This is a genomic window from Capnocytophaga sp. HP1101 (assembly GCF_054772415.1).
In genome coordinates, this window is record NZ_BPUU01000001.1 from 103,977 (window position 1) to 129,591 (window position 25,615).

A 25,615-nucleotide genomic window follows, 5' to 3' on the forward strand; every position below is an offset into this window, starting at 1 on the left:
CTAAATTTCTCCTGATATATTTTCTTCAAACTTGATTTTAAATAGTTTATGAGAAATATTTTTTTTAAGCAAAAGCATCAATTTTGTGATTGCTGACTCGGTTGTGAGGTCTTTTCCGTCTATAATTTCCATCTTTTTGAGAGCTTCACTTGCCTCATATTTGCCCATCATCACACTTCCTCCAGAACACTGGGTAACATTCACTATGTGTATTCCTTTATCAATAGCTGCCTGCAAACTCTCCACAAACCACTCATCAGTGGGCGCATTGCCTGAACCGTAAGTCTCCAATACTACCCCTTTCAAATTTGGAATATTGAAAATGCCATTCAGTATAGAAGCTGTAATACCGGGAAACATCTTGATAATCACTACATCCGTTTCAAAATCTTTCCAAACCTCTAAGGTAGCTCCTCGCTTGCGAGGTAATAGGTTCTCTTTCATCACCTTTAAATGTACACCACTTTCCACCAATAATGGGTAGTTGAGTGAGGCAAAGGCTTGAAAGTGCTCGGCATTGATTTTGGTAGTGCGATTACCTCGATAGAGTTTGTACTCAAAATAAAGTCCCACTTCTTGTATTACCGACTCGCCCTTCTCTTTCAGCGCTGCCAGTTGTATCGAAGTAATAAGATTCTCCTTGGCATCGGTGCGCAAATCACCTATCGGCAGTTGTGAACCGGTAAAGATTACAGGTTTGGTAAGCCCTTGTAGCATAAAGCTTAAAGCCGAAGCCGAGTAGCTCATCGTATCACTGCCGTGCAACACTACAAAACCATCGTAGTGATTATACTCTCTTTCAATCACCTCAGCGATTTCTATCCAATGCTGCGGGTTCATATCCGAGGAATCTATCACTTTATCAAACGAGTGTACTGAGATTTCACAATCTAAGTGCGAGAGCTCAGGAATACGCTTGTAAAGATTGTCGAACTCAAAAGCGCGTAAGGCACCGGTCTGGTAGTCCTTTATCATCCCGATAGTTCCCCCTGTATAGATGAGAAGCACTTTTGAATTATTAGTTTCCATCACACTTGTTCTTTACAGGATTGGCATACATCTCTAAAAACTTCTTTTGTGAAAGGTCGTCAGAATTGCTACGATTATTCATACGACGTTCAAAGCGTCGAAAATCTTTTTCATTATAGCATTCCTTATATACAGAGCTGTCATTCAGCAAATCATAAGCAATGTAATTCGCGGGGAATAACTTGTACTGTTGATGAATAGCACTGTCCAAACATTCAGCTAAGGCTTGCAATTGCTTGTTAAGATGCTGATGTGTGGCTTCTATAGTGTCTATCTGGTCGTACAGCGGTTGTCCTACCGAAATATGCACACGTCCTTTTTGTCCCAACAAGCCTTGAATGATGTTTTCAAAATCCTCTTTTTTAGATTTCACGTATTCTACCCCGTTATGTTGAGCGATCAGTGCTGGTAACTTCAACACATCGGTCGGGTCAAACTCATAGGAAATGGACATTGGTACTAAATTAAGTGTTTTAAGGTACTGCAAAGGCGATGTATCTTCGGGAGCATTAAGGGTGAGCATCTTCAAAACTCCTTGCTGGGTACGGTCGTCGCCGTTCTTAGTACGCCCTTCTCGTTGCGCGATCCACACATTGCGATGCTCTTCTGTAATGCAGTGATAAATGTATTCCGATACCAATTTAGAATGTTCCAAAGCCTCACGCGGGGGCAGACTCCTATATATAATAATATTTCGGTTGAGCATCGCTAATATCTTCAAATACTTTTTCTTCAGCAGATTGTCGCCCATAGCCGAAGCCGTCATCGAGAGATGATTATCGTATAGAGCAACGTTTAACAAGGAAGTATCTAAAATAATATCGCGGTGATTAGAAACAAATACATAAGCTTTGTGAGAATCTAAGGCATCAAAACCTTCACAAGTAAATTCCGAAATACTCTTTTCAATCGCCTTAGTAACCACTTGATACATTATATCCACCTGAAAATCTGACACCTTCTGGCAAGCAAGCAATCGCCGTTCTCGCTCTTCGGGACTTTCGTCAGGAAATGCATAAACCATCATCGCTTGAATCAAAGGATTATCTTTGATTTGCGACAAAGCACGTGACACTTCGTTGTCGTTAAACGGACGTATGGACTTGAAATAATCGGTCATTTCAGATACTCTATTTTCTCTTGTTTTAGATAACAAAAGGCAAAGTAACGAAATATATTTGATAATACCTAATTAAATGTTAAATATTTTTGTAGCATTGACATCAGTAAGACGTACAATCTCGCTTTCAGGCAATGCATATATATCTGATAACTTCTCTACAACTTTCACTATATAAGCACTTTCATTGCGTTTCCCGCGGTAAGGTACAGGTGCTAAATAAGGCGAGTCAGTTTCCAAAACAATATGCTGTAAATCTATATTTTTTAAAAACTGGTCTATTTTTCCGTTCTTAAAAGTTACTACTCCGCCAATACCCAGATGCAATCCGTAACCAATCGCGCGATGAGCTTGTTCTTCGGTACCTGTAAAACAGTGAAAGATACCAAAAAGGTCGTCACTTTTTTCGGATTCTAAAACCTCAAACACTTCGTCGAAAGCCTCCCGACAGTGAATAACAATAGGCAACTGATGCTTTTTAGCCAACTGTATTTGCCACTGAAAAGCTTCCTGTTGCTCTTTGAGGAAAGTCTTATCCCAATAGAGGTCGATGCCTATTTCTCCAATGGCGCAAAAAGGATGCACCTTCATTAAACTCTCAACGTGTGCAAGTTCTTCGCGGTAGTCTTCCTTCACACTACAAGGGTGCAGACCGTTCATTAGGAAAACGTAGTTAGGATAATCGTTTTTCAACTGGAACATACGCTGAGTGTAGCTCGCATCAATCGCAGGAATAAAGCAACGAGTTACCCCTACTGCTTGTGCACGTGCAATCATTGTAGAACGATCGCTATCAAATTCTTCTGAATATAAGTGAGTGTGTGTATCCGTCATTAGTCGTCAGTTTTTAGTTTTTAGTAGTTACTTATAATATAGGTTAAATACATCACAAATGAAACTCCTAATAACCAATATTTCTATGGTTTTCCTTTGTCATTAGTTCATCATTCGTTCGTCTTTTGTTCGTTCATTCTTTACCTAACAGTCTGTCCTGTTGCAACTACCCTTACAGCTCGCACTGTCTTTTGTTCTTCATTTGTTTATTTTTATATTACCTGCCTGTCGCACTACGACTGCCTGTGTTCTCGTATCCCTTTTATATCGCTACTCTCTTCTCTTTGAAAAAAGCTCAAGAAAGAATTATCTCTTTTCTTTAATTACGTCTCGAAACCGTGTTTTTAGCATCTTTAGTATTATTGTATTATGCTATTAATCAAATATTTATATAGCCTTTGTGTAACAATCGTCCAAGATTCGTTCAAGATTCGTATAAGCTTTCTATAAGCTAAGTGTACCCTCCTAACACCTTTTTCTCACCAAAACACCTCTCACTTCTCTTTTGAATCCCTTCGTTTTCCTCCGAAAACACCTATCACACCCCAACCTGCCCAACTCATCAGCTCATCCAAGTATCTCCGAGTTTCTCCGATGCCCATATCACAACTTAACCAAACTTTGAAAAATTGGCTAAGTTTGTGACGCTTTTCTTATCTTTTACCCTTTACCTAAATAAAACTCTACTGCTGTCCTCACAAACCTTTGAAAGGCTTCAGTTACTTGAGGGGCGTTCTTTGTAGTGAGAGCAAAGGGGCTCATATGGGTGTACGGATAAGGAAAATCGTCTATCTGTACCTCAATGTCAATATTGCGGTAACCGCCTTTGAGGGTATTCAGAGCTTCGATAGGAGGGGTTACCTCGTCCTTCTCGAGTACCATCGCTTTAATTTGGTGTTCCAACTCTCTGAAACGCTGTTCGCGCTCTTTTTGATAATAGTTATAACGCAACATTGTTTTGAACCAAGCTTTATCAAAGTGTAGCTCACTATCTTGATAATGCCTTAGGCGGTCGTCGTTCTTGAAGTTCGTGCTAAGCAACTCAGCAAAGGTTTTCTGCATTGTTATCGCTGCACGTCCATCCATTATATATTTGGAAATAGGAAACATACGGTCTATGGTCATCCCGCCACAGAAGCAAAAAAGCTTGGCATTAGTAAAATAACCTTTGGGATTTGCCATCATCAAGATAACAGATAAGAAAGAACCGATAGAATACCCAAAAAGGTCTACCGTAGCTGTAGGGGTAATAGTAGGCAAAACCCCCGATTTCAGGTCAGTGATGAACTGCACAATGTCGTTATACGTTTGCAATCCCGACCAAAACAGACGTTGAGGAAAAGCATCTAAGCGTGTAGAAGTCGCCGCATTCACATAAGAAGTTTCAGAGTTATCAGCAAACTCATTCATACGCTTTTGAGCGATGGCGTACATCTCTTGGCGAGAACTCCAACGTTCAGGAGCCCTGCTCATATGGAAGGCTATCGGGAAGAGCACCACTGCTTTGCCCGTTTGGCTTGCCAATCCATAAGCCCAAGGTAAATATTTATCCCATTTCTTTTCATTGAGTCCGTGAAATACAATAATTACCCCATCAGCTTTTGGGGTACCTAAAGGTTGTATTATGTGGTATTGAAAATGTATATTACAATCCACATCGTAGTCAGCCCAATGCAAATCGTCTTGAGCATCATTGAGCTGAGAAGAGAACGCTAAGTTATGCTCTTGGCAAAACAAATGCGGACTCCCTGGCAAGTAATGCTTAGCTCCTTCCGAAAAGAAGCTATTATGCAAAATGCGAATACCCAGCTCCGGTACTTCGGTATCGCGCTGGGTATCGAAAACTGTTTTTAGTTTGTTGTATAATTCATAATATTCCATCACCAACCTGTATTTTGTTGCCAACGTCCTTGCTCATTTTGAATATCAGTAGGAGACAATGGCCATACCATTTTATAATAGTTAGGAGCAATATTTAATTGGTAGTACTGTGAAGGATTTGTAGTAATTATCAGATTCATATTTTGTGGAGCACCACGTACAACGCCTAAGCCCCATCGTTTGATATCAATCATACGGACACCTTCAAAACAGAGTTCGCGATTGCGTTCGTTCTGAATTTCGGTAAAGAGGGCTTCGCCTGTAGCCGTAACCGCTGTAAGACCGCGAGCGGTGCGCAAGCTGTTTAAGTACCGTTGGGCATTAACTACATCACCATTTCGATAAGCGGCTTCGGCAGCTATAAGATAAATCTCGGGTATGCGAAACAATTTAGGACGGTGACCATAATAGGGTCTTCCATACATAGCATAAATATTGAGATCATCGTTATTAGGATATTTATTCACCAAATAAACGCTTTCACCATTTACAATTTGTTGAGTCAAGAAGACCTCCTTACGATAGTCTGCTGTGTCAAACAAATCAATAAAAGTTTGAGTAGGCAAAAGTTTAGGGTTATAACCACCACTATAATTAATATAAATATTATTGGTGCCTGTAGGTAATTCGCGAGAGTCACCGCTAGTAATAGAAGCGTATAATTGAGTAATCGCTTCGGCTGTATCATCTCTTTCCCATATTCTTTGTAACTCATCTTGTGAGGTAACTAAAGGATAAGTATCTATGTCTATGAGTTCTTTGGCAGTGTTATAAGCCTCTGTCCAATTATTTTGGTACAGGAGTATGCGAGCCTTCAATGCTTTAGCAGCATCTACTGTAAAGGTATCAGCGCCTGGTTCTCCTGTTTTAGAAGCTAAAAGAGTTTGAGCACGTGCGATATCAGCTAAAATAAAATCATAAGTTTCTTTTAAGTTACTACGTTCGGGGAAATCTTTTACTATTTGTTCTGTAGCGAGTGGTAATCCTAATTGAGAAGTAGCTACAGCAGTATTGTAGGCTTCACAGAAGTGTGTTACTAAATAACTATAGCAGAATGCCCGTGCTAAATAAAGCTCTCCACGCAATACTTCAAGAGTATTTTCATTAGGAACATTATCAAAAGCTTTTAAATCAATATTCACATTTTGAATAATGAGAAAATAGTTGCGCCAAATAGTTGCTGTAGTATTATTGGAAGCTGAAAAATCAGCCCAACGATGAATTGTAGGCAATGTTTCAGGAATGATTGCCATATTCAAAAAATCAGCCTGCACATCAGTAGCATACATAGACTCTCCCTCGTGATTATTACGTAGAGTGGCGTAAATACCATTGACAGCCATTTGAGCGTCTTGTACAGTTCTGATAAGATTTTCGTCAGTAGCAAAATCATAAGGGTCTTGTTCTAAATTAAAGCAACTGTTAAAAAAGACGAAAAGTCCTAATAAAATAAGATTATATTTTTTTTTCATAGTGAACATCTTTTAGAATCTAAGTTCAACACCAAAAGTAAATTGTCGTGAGGGAGGATAGCCTCCTGTAGCAATGCTATCGCCTTCCATCTCAGGGTCAGCTCCTGTATACTTTGTAAAGGTAAGAATATTACGAGCCGAAGCGTACAAACGTATTCCTGAGAAAAATTTGAGCTGTTCAATTACTTCTTGAGAGAAAGTATAACTGAGGCTAATATTTTTCAATCGCAAATAAGAAGCATTTTCAAGCAAACGTGTATCTCTACGAAGAAATCTAGTACTCTCTATTTTTGGGTAGATAGTATTGTCGCCAGGTTGTTTCCAATAATTTTCTAACAAATCACGACTAAAGTTATAACCCCCAAATCCGTCGGGGTTATAAGTAGTGAGTTTATCTGTATTGATAACATATTTATCTAAAGAATAAACAAAATTTAAATCTAAGTCGAATGCCTTATATCTCACACCAAGTCCAAAACCACCATTCACAGGAGCAAACATTTTTTTCCCTGTAGTTTGAGCCAAGTCATTATCATCGTGTAAAGTAGTAACTTTAGTGTCATCAGTTTGTTGTATCATTGGGTTATCTTCATTAGGTAGGTACCATTCGGCATTACCGTTATCGTTGATTCCTTTGAATATAGGAAGAGTCCATTCAATAGGACCTCCTATTCGATAACCAGCTTCGCCATCAAAATAATAATCACGACCATAGAGCAATGACAAAACTTTTTCTTTATTGTAATTAAAGTTCAGATAAGGGCGAATAGAAAAAGTATTTGCTTTATTTTTATAGACTTGCGAAGATAAAGTAACATCTACACCGCGATTTTGCATATCACCTATATTATCAGGAAAAGTACTATATCCTGACATTGTATTAATTGGTCGAGTAGCTAATATTTTATAGGCTTGCCTGTCATACCAAAGAGGTATTGCGGAAAATGATAGCACTGAGACCTATGCTAGTTTTTCGCTGTTCTTCCCACATTAAATCAGGATTTCCTAAAGATTGGGTAAAGAAACCGTTGCTTTCTTTATAATATCTATTAGCAGTAAAAAGAGTACGATTGCGATAATTGCCTATACTTGAATTTCCTGACAATCCTGTACTGATACGCAAATTGAGCTCATTAATCCATTTTGCATTGTTCAAAAAAGCTTCTTCTTTAAGTTTCCACATTGCCCCTATAGCCCAGAAATTAGCATACCGGTGGTTTCTGCCAAAAGCAGAAGATCCATCGCGACGGCCTGAGATATCAAGAAAATATTTATTGTTATAGTTATATTCTAAACGAGCAAAGTAAGAATTGAATGTATAAACTGTTTGTCCGTCATTCACTGTTTGTCCTAAAGTACCGTGAGAGAGCATAGAAAGCACATCAGAGGGTTGTCCTTGAGAAGAGGCTCCAAATCCCCTATTTATAGACTGCATTGACTCTTGTCCTAACAAGGCATTAAAGCTGTGCGAATTACCCAACATAAAATAATACTCTAATAAAATTAGTATAGGTAGTTTGTATATTTTTTCGGAGATAGCACTGAGTAGAAGCTACATTAGGCATATCGTTTTCATAATCATAAGATGATGCTAAGCCTCTTGCTACCGTTTCCTCTATATTGTATTGTATTCCTACTTGAGTTTTGAAAGTAAGATTTTTGATAGGTTCAATAGTAAGATAACCTGTAGGCAATATTTCATCTACTTGTGCATTACCAGGATTCTTTTCAATGAGATAATCGGGATGATAAAATCCAGTTTTATTACTATCAGGATCGGGAAGTGTGAGGAAAGAGTAAATATAATTTTTACGTTTCCCATTTTCATCGGTAGGTGAGTACAATGGCAGTTGCATTATGTCACCTGCGTTCCCTCCGCTTGTAGTTTCTGCATCGCTATGCGCCAATGTTACTGAAAGCCCAGAGCGCAACCAAGTAGTAATTTGAGAGTCGAGATTTAAATTGAGATTATAGCGTTCATAATCGCTTCGTTTTTTAGTCCCTTCTTGGTTTAAGTAACCTAATGACAAGTAGTAAGAAGTGGTATTGCTACCGCCAGAGACAGATACATCAGTGCGAGAAAGAGGTACGAAATCGCGATAGAATACTTTATCCCAACGAGTGTTATAAGGATATTTTGTTAATATTTTTTGAGCAGCTGTAGCCGCATCGGTAGGATTACCATCAATAGCATCACCGATACGTTTTACTTCATCAGGGTCTTTTAAGAGCCAGAAGTCCATATATTCACGAGGAGTTACCATACCATCAAAGAACTTACGGCTTGCATTGGTAAGTGCTGAAAAGCCCAATTGGTGATTGATAGTAATACTGGTTCGCTCGTTTCGTTTGCCACGTTTGGTAGTAATGAGAATCACTCCATTGGCAGCACGTGCACCATAAATAGAGGTAGAAGCGGCATCTTTGAGTACTGAAATATTTTCAATATCCGAAGGGTTAATAGCACTCATTATGCTAGCATCTACTTGTACGCCATCTACCACATATAGCACATCGGAAATAGAACCACTACGATCGCCTACTGCAGCAGAGAATGAACCTATACCGTGTATGCGTACGGTAGAAGTTGCATCAGGTCGCCCTGAATTGGTAGAAATGATCATACCTGCTACTCGTCCTTGTAAGGATTCAAGCACGTTAGGCACAGGGGTTTGGGCAATATCTTTACCTGCTACTTGAGCTATATTAGCTACTGTACGGCTGGCTACCTTGCGCTTGCCATAACCCACTACCACAGTACCTTCAAGTTGTTGCACGTCGTCGCGCATTACTACATCTATGTGTGTAGTGCCAGCGGTTACTTTCTTATCTTCAGTTTTCATACCTAAGAATGAAAAATGCAACACGTCACCCACTTGTACTCTCAAGTTATAATTACCTTCCATATCGGTAGTAGCACCTCGGTTAGTACCTTTTATCAATACAAATGCGCCCAATATAGGCTCTCCCTTAGTGTCTTTTACTGAGCCTTTTAGTTCTATTTGCTGAGCTGAAACTCCTATTACTGAAAGGAGTGTAAACACGCAAACACAAAGTAATTTAGTTTTCAAAATCATCAATGTATTATTTGGGTGCAAAAATATTTGGAAAAAATGAAAAAAACAAATTGCTTCTTTACAAACTTTCTTTTAACGCAATAAAAATAACAGTTTTGCTATGTTTTGTAATTTATTACCAACCAGGATTTTGTTTCCATCTACCGTGTTCATTATTTACATCTATTTGTGGAACAGGCCATACCATTTTGTAATAACCTGCGGGCAAGTTAAGCTGGTGCAATTCATTAGCAGGGTTTGTGGCAATTAGTGTAAAATTTTGAGGTGTACCGCGTTTTACTCCTAAGCCCCAACGCTTGAGGTCGATAAGGCGAAAGTCTTCAAAGCAGAGTTCGCGATTTCGTTCATTTTGTATTTCAGTAAAAAGATTAGTCCCCGAAACCGTTAGATTACCGAGACCTCTACCAGCACGCAACGCATTGAGGTAAACTAAAGCATTAGCTTCATCATTATTTCTATAAGCAGCTTCGGCAGCTATAAGATAAGTTTCAGCAATACGCAATAGTTTGGGTTTATGACCATAGTATGGAAAGAAGTCACTGGGGGTTGAAAGATCTATGTTTCGTGGATATTTATTTACCACATAAATAGTTTGTCCAAAAGACAATTCGCCTTCGCGCAAATAGACTTCTTTTCGCCAATCGGTATTGTCAAACAAATCTACGAAATCTTGAGTGGGCACTACATTAGGTTCTAATATAAATTGACCTGGATTGAAGAAGTCTTCAGCTTCATCTAAATAGAGACTATTAGTATCGAAAGGGCGTTCACTCACCGATACACCATCGATAGCAGCATAGAGTTGCACAATGCTCTCATTGTCTGTATCGTGAGTCCATAGGTCTTGCAAATCGGATTGGGAAGTTACTAATGGATAACGATTGGTATCTATAAGTTCTTTAGCGACTTGATAGGCTTGCGCCCATTCTTGTTTATAAAGCAAGACACGAGCTTTGAGAGCTTTAGCTGCATCTGCGGTAAAAGTATCGGCTCCTACGATACCTGCTTTACTTGCTAAAAGAGTTTCGGCTTGAGCAATATCACTGAGAATAAACTGATAGGTCTGTTCTAAAGTGCTTTGTAAAGGTGTTTGGGTTGTTACAATATGGTCAGCTAATGGTAAACCTAAATCGGAGGCTGCTGTTGAGGGATCGTAAGCTTTACAAAAATGAGCTGCTAAATAGGTATGGCAATAAGCACGCGCCAAATAGAGTTCTCCTTTGAGCACTTTCACTTCCTCTTGCAGGTCAGCAGGCATAGTTTCTATACCTTGTAAGCCAGCATTCACATTGGCTAAAGTGCCATAATGAGTTTGCCAAATGACCCTAATGGAAGCATCGCCTGATTGGAATTGACTCCAACGGTGAAAATCGCGGTAGAGCAGAATACGAGATGAACTCATAAGGTTTAGGAAATCTGCTTGCAAATCACTGATGTACATTGGTTTTCCTTGATAACTTTGGCGCAATGAGTTGTAAACACCATTCACCCAAAATTGTACTTCTTGGGCTGAGCTAAATGAATTACCTACCCTTACTTTATCGGTAGGTTCTTGGTCTAAGCTAAAACAACCATTCAACCATAAGGCTAAAGAGAAAAGTATGAGGATATGATATATTTTTTTCATTATTATGTTTTTTTAAAATTTAAGTTCAACACCTAAGGAATACTGTCTTGTAGGAGGATAAGCTCCTAAAGCTATGTCGCCACCAGTCTCAGGGTCTGCTCCAGTATATTTGGTAATTGTAAAGATATTCTGAGCAGAAGTATAGATACGTACGCCACTGAAAAAGTGCATTTGAGTAATTAAATCTTCGGGCAAGCTATAGCTAAGACCTATACTCCTCAAACGTACATACGAGGCGTCTTCTAACAATCGGGTGTCGCGAAGCATTAAGTAGGGACTATCGATTTTAGGAATATCGGTATCATCACCAGGTTGTTTCCAATAGTTAAATACTTTTTTACTAAAAGTATTGGTGCCAAAATAGCTAGGGTTTTCTAACACAGCACGGTCTTCATTAAGTTTATAATTGCCTATTGCATAAGAGAAGTTCATATCGAATGTGAAATTCTTATAGCCAAATTCAAAGCCAAAACCGCCGTTGAAAAGGGCAAACAAAGGTTTACCGGTAGTTTGAGCGAGCTTACTTTTATCGAACACATTGGTGATTTGGCTGTCGTCTTTATGCAATTCTAATCTATCTTCACCCGGCAGATACCATTCAGATTCTCCGTTATTGTTAATACCTTTGTAGACAGGCATTACCCATTCTATAGGGCTTCCTACTTTATAACCTCTAAAATTTTCTATACCGAGTACATAGGGGTCTCCATAAGAGATATTAGTTACTTTCTGTTTATTATAATTCAAATTGAAATTACCTCGTATTGAAAAATCTCTGTTTTTGCTTCTATACATCAGTAATGAAAGGGTAATGTCTATCCCTTGGTTTTGCATATCACCGATGTTATCGGGGATTTGAGTATATCCAGACATTGAATTGATAGCACGAGTTGAGAGAATTTTGCTGGTACGCCTATCATAGTACTCAATGTTTAGTGAGGTGTTGCGAGCTATTACCATATTAAGTCCAAAGGTAGTTTTACCTTGTTCTTCCCAACTGAGTTCGGGGTTACCGAGCACTTGGTCAAGTGTAAAGCTGGTTTGCCCTTTATAAGCTCTATCAGCATAAGCTTGAGCGAGCAACATATTGCGATAGTCGCCGATACGTGAGTTGCCTGAAACCCCTGTACTGAAACGCAAACTCAAGTCGGTAAGCCATTTTACATTTTCTAAGAATTTTTCTTGTTTAGCTTTCCACATCAAACCTACTGCCCAGAAGTTTTGATAACGTTTAGAAGGTATAAAGGCTGAAGAGCCATCTCTACGGGCTGAAAGATCTAAAAAGTAGCGCCCAGCATACGAATATTCTAAGCGTGTGAAATAGGAATTAAAGGTACTAGCAACATCGGAATCATTTACTCCTATTTCGTTAGTTCCGTGAGAGAGCATAGAAAGGGCATCGGCGGGTTGCCCTTTAGATATTGCGTTGAATCCTTTATATCTATTTTCTATTGACTCTTGTCCTAACAAAAAGTTAAAATCGTTCTTAGTTGCTATATTGAAATGATATTCCAACAGGTTCGTATAAGTTTTTTGTATAGATTTAAATATATCTCTACGCACCGAAGGATTGGTTTTACCACCTGTTTTATAGTCTTTAAACGAAGGCATAGGACCTTTTATTTCAGTTTCTGAAATATTGTATTGTATCCCTGCTTGAGTTTTAAAGGTCAAACCTTTGATAGGTTCAAACGTAAGTGAGCCTACGGGGAGAATATCATCGGTATAGATATTTGTAAAATACTTTTCGGCTATATAATTGGGGTGATAAAAGCCATTGTGTGCTCCTAAGATGGAATTGATAAAATCTTTACGTTTGCCATTTTTATCGACGGGTGAGTAGAAAGGCAGGCGGAGCACTTTGGTACTTGGGTCGGTATCGTTTCCGAGTTCGGATTCACTATGAGCTAAGGAGACAGATAAGGCTGCGCGTAGCCAGTCGGTAATTTTGGTATCGACGCTTAAATTGAGGTTATAGCGATTGAAGTCGGATTTGGGTTGCATTCCTTCTTGTTTAAGATAGCCTCCTGAAAGATAATAAGATGTAGTATTGTTTCCTCCTGAAACGGATACATCGGTGCGAGAAACAGGTACGAAATTGCGGAAATAGACTTTATCCCAACGGGTATTATAAGGATTTTCGGCTAAGATTCTGTTGGCAATAGCATTAGGGTCGGTTTCGGTATATCCTAAAGTTCTACCTGCACTGACTATTTCATTTGGACTTTTAAGCAACCAAAAGTCCATATACTCACGAGGAGTTACCAAATCATCAAAGAATTTATTGGTAACATTGGTGAGGGTTGTAACTCCTAACTGATGATTGACGGTGATATTGGTTCGTTCGTTGCGTTTCCCGCGTTTGGTAGTTATGAGGATTACCCCATTGGCAGCGCGCGCTCCATAGATAGAAATAGAAGCTGCATCTTTGAGTACTGTAATGCTCTCTATATCGTTAGGGTTAATCATCGTCATTATATCACTTGATACTTGCACTCCATCTAATAAATAGAGAGGGTTAGTGCTACGCATCTCGGACTTATCAAAAGCAGCTGTAAAAGTACCTAATCCGTGGATAAGCACTTCAGAAGAAGCTCCAGGTCGCCCTGACTCGTTAGTAACTACTAATCCTGCTACCTTTCCTTGCAAGCCTTCCATTGCATTAGCCGCAGTAATTTTCATAATATCTTTGCCCTGCACTTGTGATACTGAGGCGACGGTACGACTGGCTACCTTACGACTACCATAGCCGGTAACTACTGTACCTTCGAGCTGTTGCACGTCGTCTTGAAGGACGATATCCATTTGAGTTACACCAGCTGTTACTTTCTTTTCGACGGTTTTCATTCCGAGAAATGAATATCTGAGCACATCGCCTACTTGGGCATTGAGGGTATAGTTACCATCAAAATCAGTAGAAGTACCGCGCTGAGTGCCTTTTATGAGGATAAAAGCACCCATCATAGGTTCTCCCTTGGTGTCTTTCACCGAACCCTTAATTGTTATATTCTGAGCTAAGGAAGGCAATGCCCAAAGGAAAATACCTACAAAAACTAATAGATTTTTCAAATTCATAATTCGCTTTATTTTTCAGCGCAAAGTTTCCAAAAAAAAAATGAGAAAAACAAATAAAAAGATTAATAATTTTATTTTTAGAATTTTATTCTAAAAAATAGGTGCAAAAAAGAATAGTATTATAGTTTATCAAGTTGTTTTTGAGAAGATGAGTGCGATGGGCGTTTTAGAGCTTAATAAGCTGATAATATGATAAATAGATGTATTTTGGAAGTGTGCTGGATTGTTGGTGGGAGCTTATACAAAGCTTATACGAACCTTATACGAATCTTGGACGATAGATATAGGAATGTTATTGAAAGTCTTTATATACCTTGGCTGAGCGCTATAAGGCAGTTTGTGTTATATTTAGTTTTAGTTTTTCTAAGAAAGTGTTATTCTATAGAAAAATATTACTTATCTTATCTATAGGCTTAGGCTTGGTTATTTGTAATTATTTATTATCTTTGCCCCAAAATATAAACATATGAATATGAAGCGCTTTTTATTGGCTACCGCACTACTTGTTATGAGCCACTTAGTTTGGTCACAAAGTCCTAATATCTTAGACCCTGATTACCAAAACAGTCGTCCCAACCCTTGGACGTATGGGGGGAATATAGGGATTAGGTACTCTACTTATGGATTGGGGCTCGATGTATCGCCGCGTTTGGGTTATAAAATCACTGAAGATTTGGAGCTTGCTGCTGTGGTGAATGGTTCTTTTCAGAACTCAGAATACTACCGGAGTTTGTTAGTGGGCGTAGGTCCTGCTTTAACGTATTACATAGGTAGGGTGGCGTATGTGAGCAGTTCATATCAGCATTATTTTATCTCTCAGAAGCATAAAAACACTGATTACAAATACAATACTGAGGAAGATGCTTTGTATGTGGGGGCAGGTTATATACAAAATATGGGGGGTAATGTGTACATACAGATAGGAGCGAGCTACAATGTGCTCTACAAGAAGGACAAAAGTGTTTTCAGCACTGGTTTTATACCGAATGTTGGAGTAGTAATAGGACTTTAGTGTGAGCTTTATAGATAGAGTGTGGGCGAATGAACGGGGGAGAAAAAATATTTATTTATGATTGTTTATTTATAATTATTTTGTAATTTTGCCACCAATTAATAACAACGAGGACAAATTTGTACTGATTGCAACCTCTTGGGCAGTGCCCGAAAAATGCTAAAACAGTTCTTCTTTACAACTGCGTCCCCCTAATAAATCATAATTACCAATGGGATATTTATTCACCTCTGAGTCCGTTTCTGAAGGACATCCAGACAAAATTGCAGACCAAATAAGCGATGCTCTAATCGACAACTTTCTTGCTTTTGACCCACATTCGAAGGTGGCGTGCGAGACTTTAGTAACTACCGGTCAGGTAATATTGGCTGGGGAAGTAAAATCGAACACGTACATAGATGTACAGCAAATTGCGCGCAATGTGATTGAGAAAATTGGCTATACTAAGAGTGAGTATATGTTTGAAGCTAAATCGTGTGGTGTGCTTTCGGCTATACACGAGCAATCACCTGATATCAACCAAGGGGTAGACCGAGGCAAGCCTGAAGAGCAAGGCGCAGGCGACCAAGGGATGATGTTTGGTTATGCGGTAAACGAAACTGAGAATTATATGCCGCTTGCCTTAGACCTCTCACACGCTCTTTTACGTGAGCTCGCTGAGTTGCGCCGTGAAAATAAGGAGATTACCTATTTGCGCCCCGATGCGAAAAGCCAAGTAACCCTTGAATACAGCGACGATAACAAACCGGTGCGCGTGAACACGATTGTGATTTCTACGCAACACGACGAATTTGATACTGAGAGCAAGATGCTCAAAAAGATTAAAGAGGATATCGTGAATATTCTCATACCACGTGTGATTAAAAAGTACCCTCAGTACGCTCCGTTCTTTGACAATAAGATTATTTACCACATCAACCCTACAGGTATCTTTGTGATTGGAGGTCCTCACGGCGATACAGGACTTACGGGTAGAAAAATCATCGTGGATACTTACGGTGGTAAAGGGGCTCACGGCGGTGGTGCATTTTCGGGTAAAGACCCGAGCAAGGTAGACCGCAGTGCGGCATATGCTATGCGACACATCGCTAAGAACTTAGTAGCCGCAGGAGTAGCCGATGAGATATTGGTGCAAGTAAGCTATGCCATAGGGGTAGCTGAACCTACAGGTGTGTACGTAAACACCTACGGCACTGCTAAAGTAAACTTAACAGACGGTGAAATAGCGAAGAAAATACAAGAAATCTTCCCTCTGCGCCCGTATGACATTGAGCAACGCTTGAAACTGTGCAATCCTATCTATAGCGAAACGGCTTCTTACGGGCATATGGGACGCACGCCTGAGGTAGTGACTAAAGTGTTCTCATCGCCTTATCACAAAACAAAAACGATAGAAGTAGAGCTTTTTACTTGGGAGAAATTAGACTACGTAGAGAAAGTAAAAGCCGCGTTCTTTTAATGACGAGTTACGAAATACGAATGACGAGTCACAAATGACGAAATACGAACTTTGCCAAAGTTTGAAGCTTTGGCAAAGTTTTTTTATTGTTGCTTGCAAAAAAAAATACTTCTTAAATTTTACTTTTGCCCTTTTAGTAGGTCTTTACTACAGAACGTTCGCTTAAATGAGCTCACTTAAAACAAAAACAAAACAGTTATGGCAATGACAATAGATGATAAAACCATAATTGCCACGATGAATGAGTGCCCTGAAAACGGATTCCGATTGCTGATGAACAAATACAAAAAAGTGCTCTATTGGCACATTCGTAGAATCGTAGTGGAGCACGAGGATGCACAAGATGCCGTACAAGAGACCTTTATACGAGCGTTTCGTTCATTTCATACGTTCGAAAGTAAAGAATCTCTTACAGCTTGGGTTTACAAAATAGCGACTAATGAAGCACTGCGCCTTTTAAGCCGAAGGAGAGAGGTGCAACTTTCGTTAGACAGCTCAGAAGGCTACTCTAATAGCATAATGAGCACTAACTACGTTGATTACACCGATTTAGAAAGCGTAAAACTGCAGAAAGCCATTCATTCACTGCCTACAAAACAGCAATTGGCATTCAACCTGCGCTATTACGATGAGTTAAGTTATGACGAAATAGCCCAAATAACCAACTCAACGGTTGCGAATGTAAAGGCTAATTATCATAACGCTAAAAACAAAATTGTACAATATATGAAAACTCACGATTGACAACTATGGAAACAGATTTTGACTTTAACACTATAGGCAAAAAAATGCCTTACACCGTACCCGATAACTTCTTTGACCAATTAGAAGATACTATCTTGGAAGAAGTAAAAAAGATTCAACCTATACCCATTAGACCTAAGAAAAACGTTAGGGTGACAGTCTTTAGGGCAATCCTTGCTACAGCAGCTGCTATAGTGTTGTTCTTTATTGTAAAGGGTGTGTTTTTTCACCAGGATACCACAGTCCCCGATGTGGAACAAGCCTTTAGTCAGCTGGATGAAGACGACCAAGATCATATTATCAGGGTTTTTGAAGACGACGTATTTATGAATGAATAACAAACAAACATATGAAAAACCATTTTTTAAACCTATTTACGTTAGCTGTTGCAACAATAGCTTTTACGGGAGCTCTTTCGGCTCAAAACACTGCTGAGCAACGTTTATCACGTGAAGAATTGGCTACAATACAAGCTAAAAATATCGCCAACGAACTCGCTCTAAGCGATAGTGCTACCAAGCAGTTCATTGAGACTTTCTCTCAGTGTCAGAAAGAACTGTGGGCATTGCGTCCAGAAAAAAAGACAGCTTCTCCAACCGATACAATGACTGAAGAACAAGCAAAGAAGGCTATACAAGAGCAGTTTGAGTACAGTCAAAAAATATTGGACATAAGGAAGCATTACTACGCCAAGTACAGCAAGTTCCTCACTCAAAAACAAATCAAACGAGTGTATGAACTCGAGAAAAAAGCGATGAACCGCTTTCAGGAAAGGAATTTTTACCTCATCAAGCAACGTGAAGCCGTAATACACCAGCGAATGAACGAGCGTAAGAAATTAATAGAGGAACGAAAAAGACAAATAGAAGAACGCAATAAACAAAGAGCAGAAAGAATTCAGTAAGAATCAATGGACAAAAATCAGAGGTTGAGCAAATGATAGCTCACATTAATAAAAAAAGCCTGTCTGAAATTTGTTTCAGACAGGCTTTTTACCTTTTACCGAAAATTAGAGTTCTATTTGGTACTGCAGTACAAAAGTTCCTAAGCGAGTGTCTACCTTTTTATCAGTAGCATCGAAAATAGGACGGTTCTCATAGCCTAAGGAGAGTTTGCTTTTTTGTCCGTTAAAATAGGTATTCACACCTACTGAATAGATATTGACGTTGCTATTGAGAGCTTTATAGTTAGCAAAGCGCCAGCCTGCATTAGGCTGAATGCGAATATTACAGTCTTCCCATTTAGGTAACAAATAGCCTAATTGCAAAAACAAGCTACTGCCTGTACCTACGGCGGGAGAAGCATTGCCAGCCCCATTAAGAGAGGTTCCTCCTTCAAAAATACTATTCGCTCCTACAAACCTCACGTAATCACTACCTAAAGAGATGGCATTAAAGCCTACATAAGCAGTAATAGCATCATTGCGTTCAGAAATGGGGGTATCCATAAAGAAATCGATACCGAGATTAAAGTAATCACGGTAAGCAGAGCCTGTGTTAGTGGTAACGGTTCTCACTTTGGCTTGATATTCATAACCCATACCGAGGTTCATAATGCGTTTACTGCCTATATAAGTACCTGCTCCTCCACTGGAAGGCAACATACTGCCCTCATTATCCCAAAACTCATATTTTAGGTAAGCAGAAGTAAAAGGCTGTGGATTCCCTTTGCTATAGTTAAAGCCTGCCGTGCTTGCATTTTGTAAAGGGACAGTTGAGTTTTGTAAAGCTGCGAAATACTCAAACTTTCCTAACTGACCTTTGGCATACACTCCTACCCTACGCCCCATATCATCGTAATGATTACTGGTGGCGTGATAATAAATGGAAGGATCGAGGGTGAGCATAGAGGCGTTAGAAAAACCATTGGAATAACGACCTGCTCCGATAAAGGTAGTTTTCGCGACCCCAATACTGAGTTTCTCACTGAAAGTATATTGACCAAGCGCATCAAGCAGCCGCAAATCGGCACTGCGGAGGGTACTTTGGTTAAAGTTATTATTCCCTAAGAGCACATAGAACAACCATTTCTTTTCTACCTGAGCATAAGCTCCTAAGCGCACACGACGTACTGAAAAATCAAATACGTTACTCACGGCTTCGCCTTGTACAGTAGTACCGGGATTGGTTTCGGTATAACGTGCCCAAAACTGACCGCGTGCAATACCTTGAATAAAAGTGTTGCCTTCTTCATCGAAATTATAACGAAGCAACTGAGCTGAGGCAGGAATTGCCATTAATAAAACAGCTAAAAATACTATCTTTTTCATTTTATAGTGTGATATTGGTTAAAAAATACAGTTATTTTATTTGTAAAAGTTGTGAATCTATCAATTCCTTCAAGTGACTATCGGAAGGCATTGGGGCATTACTGTTGATAATATTGCCTTGTGCATTGATAAGCATATAACGGGGAATACTGCGCAAATCGTACAACTGTTTAAAAATCAGTTTAGTTTCAGCATCAGCATAGAGGTGCATACCGCTTAGTTTATCATTCTTCACCATTTCTTTCCACGTTTCTTTATCGCGGTCTACTGAAATACTCACAAAAACAATAGGCTTACCTTTATAGTTTTGCTGTAGAGCTTCTAAGGCAGGAATTTCTTTACGACAATCAGGACAATAAGTTGCCCAAATATCCACAAATAGCAATTTGTTTTTGAGGGGTAAACTCTCATATTTCACTTCTTTGCCATTTAAATCAATAAGTGAGGGCAAAGTAGGGAAAGGTTGCCCTGCTTTGAGTTGGTTTACTGTAGCGATGCGTGTTGAAAGAGTGTTTAACAGTTCTTCATCTTTTACTACCTTTTGCACTAAAGCTATAATCTGCTCATTAGTAGTCTCAGCTGAAGTAGCTGAAACGCCTTCGATAAGCAAAGGAGCAAGTGTTTCTTTGATATTTTGTGATTTGAGGGTATTGAAATCGGCTAAAATCTTACCCCAAGGGTCGTTGAACTCATATTGTACTTGGTAGCGATAGATTTTCAGCTGAAAGCAATTGTGGACTAAAGTTCTATAAGCATCATACGCATCAAAATCGGTAGCGTTATCTAAATCTACGTCTTTTAGAGATTCTTCTAAGGTATTGATAGCAGGAGCTTCTTCTTGGGTATATTTACGATGATTGAGCAAATAGGCAGAGGTAAGCGCTAAGAGTTCGTATTGGTTTTCTTTCTGCTCTTTAGCGATAAAATCAGAGGGTAATCCTTTAATATTTGCTAATACCTCAGCATATTGTTTACTTATCGCTTGTAGGTTCTGCTGAAAAGCAACGGGGTTCTGCCCTAAAAGTTCATTCTGCTTTTCGGGAGTTTGCAAACCTATAGCTTCCTTTTGTTGCTGATATGCTTTTATGGCTTCCTGCGGATTGGAACAAGAAGCTATGCCTAACAGGATGAGAGATGTGATAAACAGTTGTTTCATAAGTTTAGAATTTAAAATAATGACAAAGGTATAATATTTTTTTGAAATAACATTGCTTTTTTATGATTATTTGTAAATTAGTCGTAGCACGACAGGCAGTTGTAGCACAACAGGCAGTCGTAGCACGACAAGCAGATAAAAAATAGTAGCACGACAGGCAGATAAAAAATAAATGAACGAATAAAAGACGATAATAACCTCCCCCTATTCACATACTCTGCTCTCGCAGACTTCCTCCAAAGGGGGAATTGTAGCGACGCAAAGACGAACAAAAGACGAAGGAATGACGAACAAAAGACGAAGGAATGACGAACAATGAACGAATGATAAGTGGCTCTACAGTGAAGGAATGACGAAGCTAAGGCGAACCTAAGGCGAAGAAAACATAAAGCTAAGGTAGAGTTAAAGAGAAGTTTATTAGTAGATTTTCAACTTTAGCAAAGTTCATACATAATTACCGGTAGTAAGTAACTGCGTATAAAAAGAGAAGTTATTATATTGGGTAATAGCTTTATTAGTAAAATTTATATTAAGGGTATTGCTATATTTGAAAAACTGCGTACCTTTGCACCGTACTAAAAACTCAAATTAATGAAACCAATACTACGCTGCTTGTTTTGGTTATGCCTAAGCATAGAAGTAGCCAACGCTCAAACTAATGTCCAAAACATCATTGCTCTTTTTGCACAACAATCTTCTGTAGAATGGGCAGTGCCCATCCCTAACCAACCTCTCACGCTTGTACAATGGCAAGCGCGCACTTCTTCTTTTGATAAGAAAGAGCTTCGTACTTTTGTAGGCTACTACGAGAATACACTGATAGGTACGCTGTCCTTGGATACGCATTCGGTTAGCGGAAACCTCACTTGGGCAGGCAAAGATTATCAATTGGCTACAACTGCCAATGGGAAACTATCAGTAAAAGAACTTACTGGTAATCACGATTGTGGTGTAACCCATTTGCCTACCGAGAGCCCCACTGCTCGCAAACCTATTACGCAACCCGAGTATTACAACGCTCTCTATCGTACCCCCGACACCTACATTCTTACCGATGGTGTGTTTAGGCACTTTCGGCTTGCCTTGGTGATAGACTACTATAAGTTTTCTTCAGACTTCCACAATAGTGTAGATGAAGTGAAGAAATTCTGGGCAAATACGGAAGCTTTTCTCAATGAATTATACCCTCGTGATGCAGGAGTGCGCTTTCAGGTAATAGATGATGAGGCGCTTATTTTTAAAGATAAAGAACACCCTTTGTACAAACCGCGAACAAGTGGTGATCATATTTGTACCTACGGGACTATCACCCTCAATGAGCATTATGACAAGAAAAAATATGACTTAGCGGTTAATATCACGAATATGACTGAAGGGTATAATGGCTTGCATCGATGAACTCAGCTTATGAAGATTTTACAAAAGCGAATGCGGTGGTGTCGTACCCAAATCCTTCTACCGTGGCACACGAAATAGGTCATATGTTTGGTGCAAGTCACACCTTTGGATTAGGGCGCAATGGTGATTCAGAAAAAACTGAAATAGGCTATGGGCAATCTATTATGAGCTATGGTCATATAGAAAAACTACCTCGTGATTTTATCTCTCTTCCGAGCTTGCGCTCTATCCGAAAACTTCTGGGTAATACCTTAGCCTATTATAGTGACAAAGAACTTACAAAGGTAGGGGGTATTGTTATTCCAGGAGGTTCTAACTTGGTTTACGGCGTGAAGACTAATAGCAAGCCCCCCGTTATCGATAGAAAAACTATTAAAAAAGAGTACACGATTCCCCAAGACACTTATTTTCAGTTCTACATTCAAGCAACCGACCCCGATGGCGATGCAATGATGTATATGGCGCACCCTGCTGATAGAAATTTTTGGAAGTGGGGCAACACCAAATTCCTTACCTATAAACCTTCGCTTGATAACAATATCCGCTTTCAAGACCGCTATATAAAGAAGGGCAACGTGTATGAACTTGAAAAATATTCTCACTTCAATGGTACAGGAGAATATACTTTTTGGGTGGGTGCAGCCGACCAAAATTCGAGAAACCCTAATCACCTCACTCAATACGATGTGGTAGAAACCATCGTAAAAATTGTATCAGGAAAGCCTTTTGTAATCACTGATTTTGTGAATACTAACAAAGGTAGCTCCCCTACTTCTCACCAGTACAAAGCAGGCGAAGAGGTGCCTTTGCATTGGCAAGTGGATAAAAATATCTTTGGCAGTGATAGCAAAGTGCGTATCCTCCTCTCCAACGACCTTGGCAAGACTTATAAATATGTGTTAGCTGAAAGTGTGCCTAACACAGGTACCTATACGGTTACTTTACCCAATGTAGCCATTGGCACCACCGAAGGCAATTACAACCGCCAAGTGGGGGCAGGGGTGATAAAAATAGAAGTAATTGGCAATCTCGCTTATGCGCTTTCTACTACTACACCTTATACCAATGGTGGTTTCACGCTCAAAGCCGATGATAGCAAACCTAACCTCAGCCTAACCCAACACCATCTGACCCCTCTGCTTCGTCTGACTCGTTCACCACTATCATCTATAACGCTGTTTCGACCACTAACCCCGAAAACTATTTTAAAATAGAAGGAGCTGATACCGCTCAACCTATCACGGTAGTTATTTTTGACGAAATGGGACTTAAAGTCTATGAGAACAATCATTACGGTGAACACGGTGACTATTTCCGAGGGCAAGCTAACATAAGAGGAGTCATCGGTAACAGAGCCTTAGCTGGTACTTATTTCTATATTGTTACCTATTACCTCAACGGACAACTCGAAACCCAAAAAGGCTATCTGTACATTAAATAAAAAATACATAAGAACGTCACACACTTTGTCAAAGTCCAAGTACTTTGACAAAGTCTCTTACCTTTTATCTGAATCAAATGAAAGCAATTTTCAGAATCTTTATCCTAACTATCGCTTTTACCCTCTCTATAAAAGCCCAACAAAGCATTACCACACTCACCGCGCGTTTTGTGAATGCTACCACCATACAATGGCAAGTACCGCTACCTCAAAACAGTACCGACCCTATTGAGTGGCAACTCCGCCAAAATTCCTTTGCCAAAGAAGGCATTCGTACCTTCGTAGGGTATTACGAGGGGAACTTAGTAGGCGTCCTCTCTGTTCGACCTGATTTTATCTCAGGAAGCGTGCAATGGGGCGGACAGGAATACCTCTTTACCACCGAAAAAGGACAATTAAAAGTAACCCTACAAGCAGAAGGTAAATGTGGGGTAGACGAGGGGCAATCGCATTCGCACACCGCTCCTATCTCTCCTACAGGGCGCCCTGCCTTACAAGCCGAAAATAACCCTAACAAAGTGCCCGCAGGTATCTATTCCGATAGCGTGCTCCGTCACTACCGCTTTGCTTTAGCAGTTGATTACAATGCTTTTCGAAGATACTTCCAATCAAACAAAGAATATGTAAAAAACTTCTGGGCACGTGCCGAAACTTTCCTCAACGAACTCTACCTCCGCGAAGTAGGCGTAACTTTTACAATGGTCAATGACGAACGCCTTATCGTTGATACAAAAGAGAAGCAATTCTACGACGGTATTAAAGTTCAAGGCGATAACGAGGTGTATACAATTACCAATAAAATTAATACACTCATTGAACCTGAGATTTATGACCTCGGCGGAATGATAACCAATTTTAATAACTTTGCGTCTGGTTTAGCTTCATCAGGAGGTGCTTATCGCGAGGAAAATAAAGGCGATTTGTATACCGATAGCTCTTCTGATACAACCCTTATGCACGAAGTAGGTCACCTCTTCGGCTCTCTGCACACTTTTACAAATTGTGGTAAATACACTTATCACACTGAACCTGGCTGTGGTTCTTCTATTATGAGCTATGGCCACCATTATGATAACTTCTTCTCTTTGCCCTCAATCCACAAAATGAAAGAAGCGATGTCAAATAGCGCATCCGAGTATTATACTGATAAAAATCAAAAAGGTGCCCCCAATACAAAGTTCCAAAACAAAGTCTATGGAGTAGAAACGAATAACCGCGCTCCCATCATCGACCGCTCCCAAATTAAAAAAAGCTACACCATCCCTCCTGATACGAACTTTCAATTCTACATCCCCGCTACCGACCCCGATGGCGACCCTATGCTCTATGTTGCCCATCAAGCCGACTTTGCCTTTGGTACGAGTGATTTGGGTAAAGCCAAATTTACCTCCTTTAAGTTCTCGCAAGACCCTACTTTTGTATTCCAAGACCGCCAGCGCGGTCGTAGTGTAGAACGCTATAGCTACTTAAAACAAGGAGAAACAGGTGAATTTACCTTTTGGCTTGGCGTAAACGATGGGGGTTATAAAGGAAACAAGCCTCACCCTGTACGCTATGATGTGGTAGAAACCAAACTGAAAGTAGAAAAAGGAACTCCTTTTAGCATTACTAATTTGACAACTCCAGCTTGGGAAACAATCAATAGAGGTAAAAAAATAACGATTCATTGGGGAGTTGATGAAAAGATATTTGGTAAAAATAGTAAGGTACGTATTCTATATTCTGATGATGAGGGAGCAACCTTTAAATATGTATTAGCAGAAAGTATCCCTAACAATGGAAAAGCTGATGTGATTTTTCCCGTTAATGCAGCTCCTTCTAAAGCCTATCCTAATTATGTTTACCCTACTTTTAAAATTGAAGTAATTGACCATATTGCTATCGCAATAAAAAAAATACCCTAACTCACATAAAGCCGAAAAACCTAGCATTACTTTTCAAAACCTCCCTGATCCTGTAGTAAGGGTTAAAGCGAATGCTATCCCCGAAAAAGCCAATGTAACCGCTACAACCTCTTGTAA

Annotated in this window: 16 protein-coding genes and 3 pseudogenes; 9 read left to right on the forward strand and 10 right to left on the reverse strand. The window is 39.6% G+C overall.

The genetic code is table 11. From position 1 onward, the window contains the following. The 8 genes and pseudogenes from RCZ04_RS00380 to RCZ04_RS00415 all read right to left on the reverse strand — a co-directional run bounded on the left by RCZ04_RS00380 (window position 1) and on the right by RCZ04_RS00415 (window position 14,115). Window positions 1–1,029: an asparaginase gene (locus tag RCZ04_RS00380; protein ID WP_460483947.1), complete on the reverse strand. Its 1,029-nt coding sequence runs from the start codon at window positions 1,027–1,029 to the stop codon at window positions 1–3. Continuing rightward, window positions 1,019–2,149 (reverse strand): lysophospholipid acyltransferase family protein, encoded by a 1,131-nt coding sequence (locus RCZ04_RS00385; protein ID WP_460483948.1) that lies wholly within the window; start codon window positions 2,147–2,149, stop codon window positions 1,019–1,021. Before RCZ04_RS00385 ends, RCZ04_RS00380 begins: the two co-directional genes overlap by 11 nt. A 72-nt stretch (window positions 2,150–2,221) precedes the next feature. Beyond that, window positions 2,222–2,983, reverse strand: a complete 762-nt coding sequence (locus tag RCZ04_RS00390; RefSeq protein ID WP_460483949.1) for a TatD family hydrolase — start codon at window positions 2,981–2,983, stop codon at window positions 2,222–2,224. A gap of 660 nt (window positions 2,984–3,643) precedes the next feature. Next, window positions 3,644–4,864, reverse strand: a complete 1,221-nt coding sequence (locus tag RCZ04_RS00395) for a DUF6051 family protein (protein WP_460483950.1) — start codon at window positions 4,862–4,864, stop codon at window positions 3,644–3,646. Further along, the gene (locus tag RCZ04_RS00400) at window positions 4,864–6,336 is read right to left on the reverse strand and encodes a RagB/SusD family nutrient uptake outer membrane protein (RefSeq protein ID WP_460483951.1); all 1,473 of its coding nucleotides are present in this window, start codon (window positions 6,334–6,336) and stop codon (window positions 4,864–4,866) included. Before RCZ04_RS00400 ends, RCZ04_RS00395 begins: the two co-directional genes overlap by 1 nt. Before the next feature lie 12 nt (window positions 6,337–6,348). Further along, window positions 6,349–9,407: pseudogene (locus RCZ04_RS00405) on the reverse strand (SusC/RagA family TonB-linked outer membrane protein). A 121-nt stretch (window positions 9,408–9,528) separates the two neighbouring features. Further along, window positions 9,529–11,040: a RagB/SusD family nutrient uptake outer membrane protein gene (locus RCZ04_RS00410; protein WP_460483952.1), complete on the reverse strand. Its 1,512-nt coding sequence runs from the start codon at window positions 11,038–11,040 to the stop codon at window positions 9,529–9,531. A 12-nt stretch (window positions 11,041–11,052) separates the two neighbouring features. Further along, window positions 11,053–14,115 carry a SusC/RagA family TonB-linked outer membrane protein gene (locus RCZ04_RS00415; RefSeq protein WP_460483953.1) on the reverse strand — a complete coding sequence of 1,021 codons (3,063 nt, stop codon included), beginning with the start codon at window positions 14,113–14,115 and terminating at the stop codon, window positions 11,053–11,055. Window positions 14,116–14,587: 472 nt separating this feature from the next. Here RCZ04_RS00415 and RCZ04_RS00420 point away from each other — a divergent pair, with 472 nt between their 5' ends. From RCZ04_RS00420 to RCZ04_RS00440, 5 genes are all read left to right on the forward strand, one after another. Further along, the gene (locus RCZ04_RS00420; RefSeq protein WP_460483954.1) at window positions 14,588–15,127 is read left to right on the forward strand and encodes a hypothetical protein; all 540 of its coding nucleotides are present in this window, start codon (window positions 14,588–14,590) and stop codon (window positions 15,125–15,127) included. Between the two features lie 211 nt (window positions 15,128–15,338). After that, the gene (gene metK / locus RCZ04_RS00425; RefSeq protein ID WP_460483955.1) at window positions 15,339–16,586 is read left to right on the forward strand and encodes a methionine adenosyltransferase; all 1,248 of its coding nucleotides are present in this window, start codon (window positions 15,339–15,341) and stop codon (window positions 16,584–16,586) included. A gap of 198 nt (window positions 16,587–16,784) precedes the next feature. Next, window positions 16,785–17,330: an RNA polymerase sigma factor gene (locus RCZ04_RS00430; protein ID WP_460483956.1), complete on the forward strand. Its 546-nt coding sequence runs from the start codon at window positions 16,785–16,787 to the stop codon at window positions 17,328–17,330. Between the two features lie 5 nt (window positions 17,331–17,335). After that, complete coding sequence (locus RCZ04_RS00435) at window positions 17,336–17,668, forward strand: hypothetical protein (RefSeq protein WP_460483957.1); 333 nt, start codon at window positions 17,336–17,338, stop codon at window positions 17,666–17,668. Between the two features lie 11 nt (window positions 17,669–17,679). Beyond that, window positions 17,680–18,234 (forward strand): hypothetical protein, encoded by a 555-nt coding sequence (locus RCZ04_RS00440; RefSeq protein ID WP_460483958.1) that lies wholly within the window; start codon window positions 17,680–17,682, stop codon window positions 18,232–18,234. Between the two features lie 105 nt (window positions 18,235–18,339). Here RCZ04_RS00440 and RCZ04_RS00445 read toward each other — a convergent pair whose 3' ends face one another. Continuing rightward, window positions 18,340–19,599 carry a hypothetical protein gene (locus RCZ04_RS00445; RefSeq protein WP_460483959.1) on the reverse strand — a complete coding sequence of 420 codons (1,260 nt, stop codon included), beginning with the start codon at window positions 19,597–19,599 and terminating at the stop codon, window positions 18,340–18,342. Between the two features lie 31 nt (window positions 19,600–19,630). Continuing rightward, entirely contained in the window at window positions 19,631–20,755 is a 1,125-nt protein-coding gene (locus RCZ04_RS00450) for a TlpA family protein disulfide reductase (RefSeq protein ID WP_460483960.1), read from the reverse strand. A gap of 591 nt (window positions 20,756–21,346) precedes the next feature. Between RCZ04_RS00450 and RCZ04_RS00455 the strand changes: the two genes are divergently transcribed. From RCZ04_RS00455 to RCZ04_RS00470, 4 genes and pseudogenes are all read left to right on the forward strand, one after another. After that, window positions 21,347–22,153 carry a zinc metalloprotease gene (locus RCZ04_RS00455; protein ID WP_460483961.1) on the forward strand — a complete coding sequence of 269 codons (807 nt, stop codon included), beginning with the start codon at window positions 21,347–21,349 and terminating at the stop codon, window positions 22,151–22,153. Further along, a pseudogene (locus tag RCZ04_RS00460) lies at window positions 22,150–22,356 on the forward strand (reprolysin-like metallopeptidase); the annotation flags it as partial. The gene RCZ04_RS00455 and the pseudogene RCZ04_RS00460, both read left to right, overlap by 4 nt. Window positions 22,357–23,258: 902 nt before the next feature. Further along, window positions 23,259–23,594: pseudogene (locus tag RCZ04_RS00465) on the forward strand (T9SS type B sorting domain-containing protein); the annotation flags it as partial. Between the two features lie 77 nt (window positions 23,595–23,671). Further along, window positions 23,672–25,498 (forward strand): zinc metalloprotease, encoded by a 1,827-nt coding sequence (locus RCZ04_RS00470; protein WP_460483962.1) that lies wholly within the window; start codon window positions 23,672–23,674, stop codon window positions 25,496–25,498. The last annotated feature ends 117 nt before the right edge of the window (window positions 25,499–25,615 follow it).

Bases quoted from the DNA above. Each gene is read 5' to 3' on its own strand.
- RCZ04_RS00440 (WP_460483958.1), top strand. From the start codon at position 17,680: ATGAAAAACCATTTTTTAAACCTATTTACGTTAGCTGTTGCAACAATA.
- RCZ04_RS00385 (WP_460483948.1), bottom strand. From the start codon at position 2,149: ATGACCGATTATTTCAAGTCCATACGTCCGTTTAACGACAACGAAGTG.
- RCZ04_RS00430 (WP_460483956.1), top strand. From the start codon at position 16,785: ATGGCAATGACAATAGATGATAAAACCATAATTGCCACGATGAATGAG.
- RCZ04_RS00450 (WP_460483960.1), bottom strand. From the start codon at position 20,755: ATGAAACAACTGTTTATCACATCTCTCATCCTGTTAGGCATAGCTTCT.
- RCZ04_RS00380 (WP_460483947.1), bottom strand. From the start codon at position 1,029: ATGGAAACTAATAATTCAAAAGTGCTTCTCATCTATACAGGGGGAACT.
- RCZ04_RS00390 (WP_460483949.1), bottom strand. From the start codon at position 2,983: ATGACGGATACACACACTCACTTATATTCAGAAGAATTTGATAGCGAT.
- RCZ04_RS00455 (WP_460483961.1), top strand. From the start codon at position 21,347: ATGAAACCAATACTACGCTGCTTGTTTTGGTTATGCCTAAGCATAGAA.
- RCZ04_RS00410 (WP_460483952.1), bottom strand. From the start codon at position 11,040: ATGAAAAAAATATATCATATCCTCATACTTTTCTCTTTAGCCTTATGG.
- RCZ04_RS00470 (WP_460483962.1), top strand. From the start codon at position 23,672: ATGAAAGCAATTTTCAGAATCTTTATCCTAACTATCGCTTTTACCCTC.
- metK (WP_460483955.1), top strand. From the start codon at position 15,339: ATGGGATATTTATTCACCTCTGAGTCCGTTTCTGAAGGACATCCAGAC.
- RCZ04_RS00395 (WP_460483950.1), bottom strand. From the start codon at position 4,864: ATGGAATATTATGAATTATACAACAAACTAAAAACAGTTTTCGATACC.
- RCZ04_RS00400 (WP_460483951.1), bottom strand. From the start codon at position 6,336: ATGAAAAAAAAATATAATCTTATTTTATTAGGACTTTTCGTCTTTTTT.
- RCZ04_RS00445 (WP_460483959.1), bottom strand. From the start codon at position 19,599: ATGAAAAAGATAGTATTTTTAGCTGTTTTATTAATGGCAATTCCTGCC.
- RCZ04_RS00415 (WP_460483953.1), bottom strand. From the start codon at position 14,115: ATGAATTTGAAAAATCTATTAGTTTTTGTAGGTATTTTCCTTTGGGCA.
- RCZ04_RS00420 (WP_460483954.1), top strand. From the start codon at position 14,588: ATGAAGCGCTTTTTATTGGCTACCGCACTACTTGTTATGAGCCACTTA.
- RCZ04_RS00435 (WP_460483957.1), top strand. From the start codon at position 17,336: ATGGAAACAGATTTTGACTTTAACACTATAGGCAAAAAAATGCCTTAC.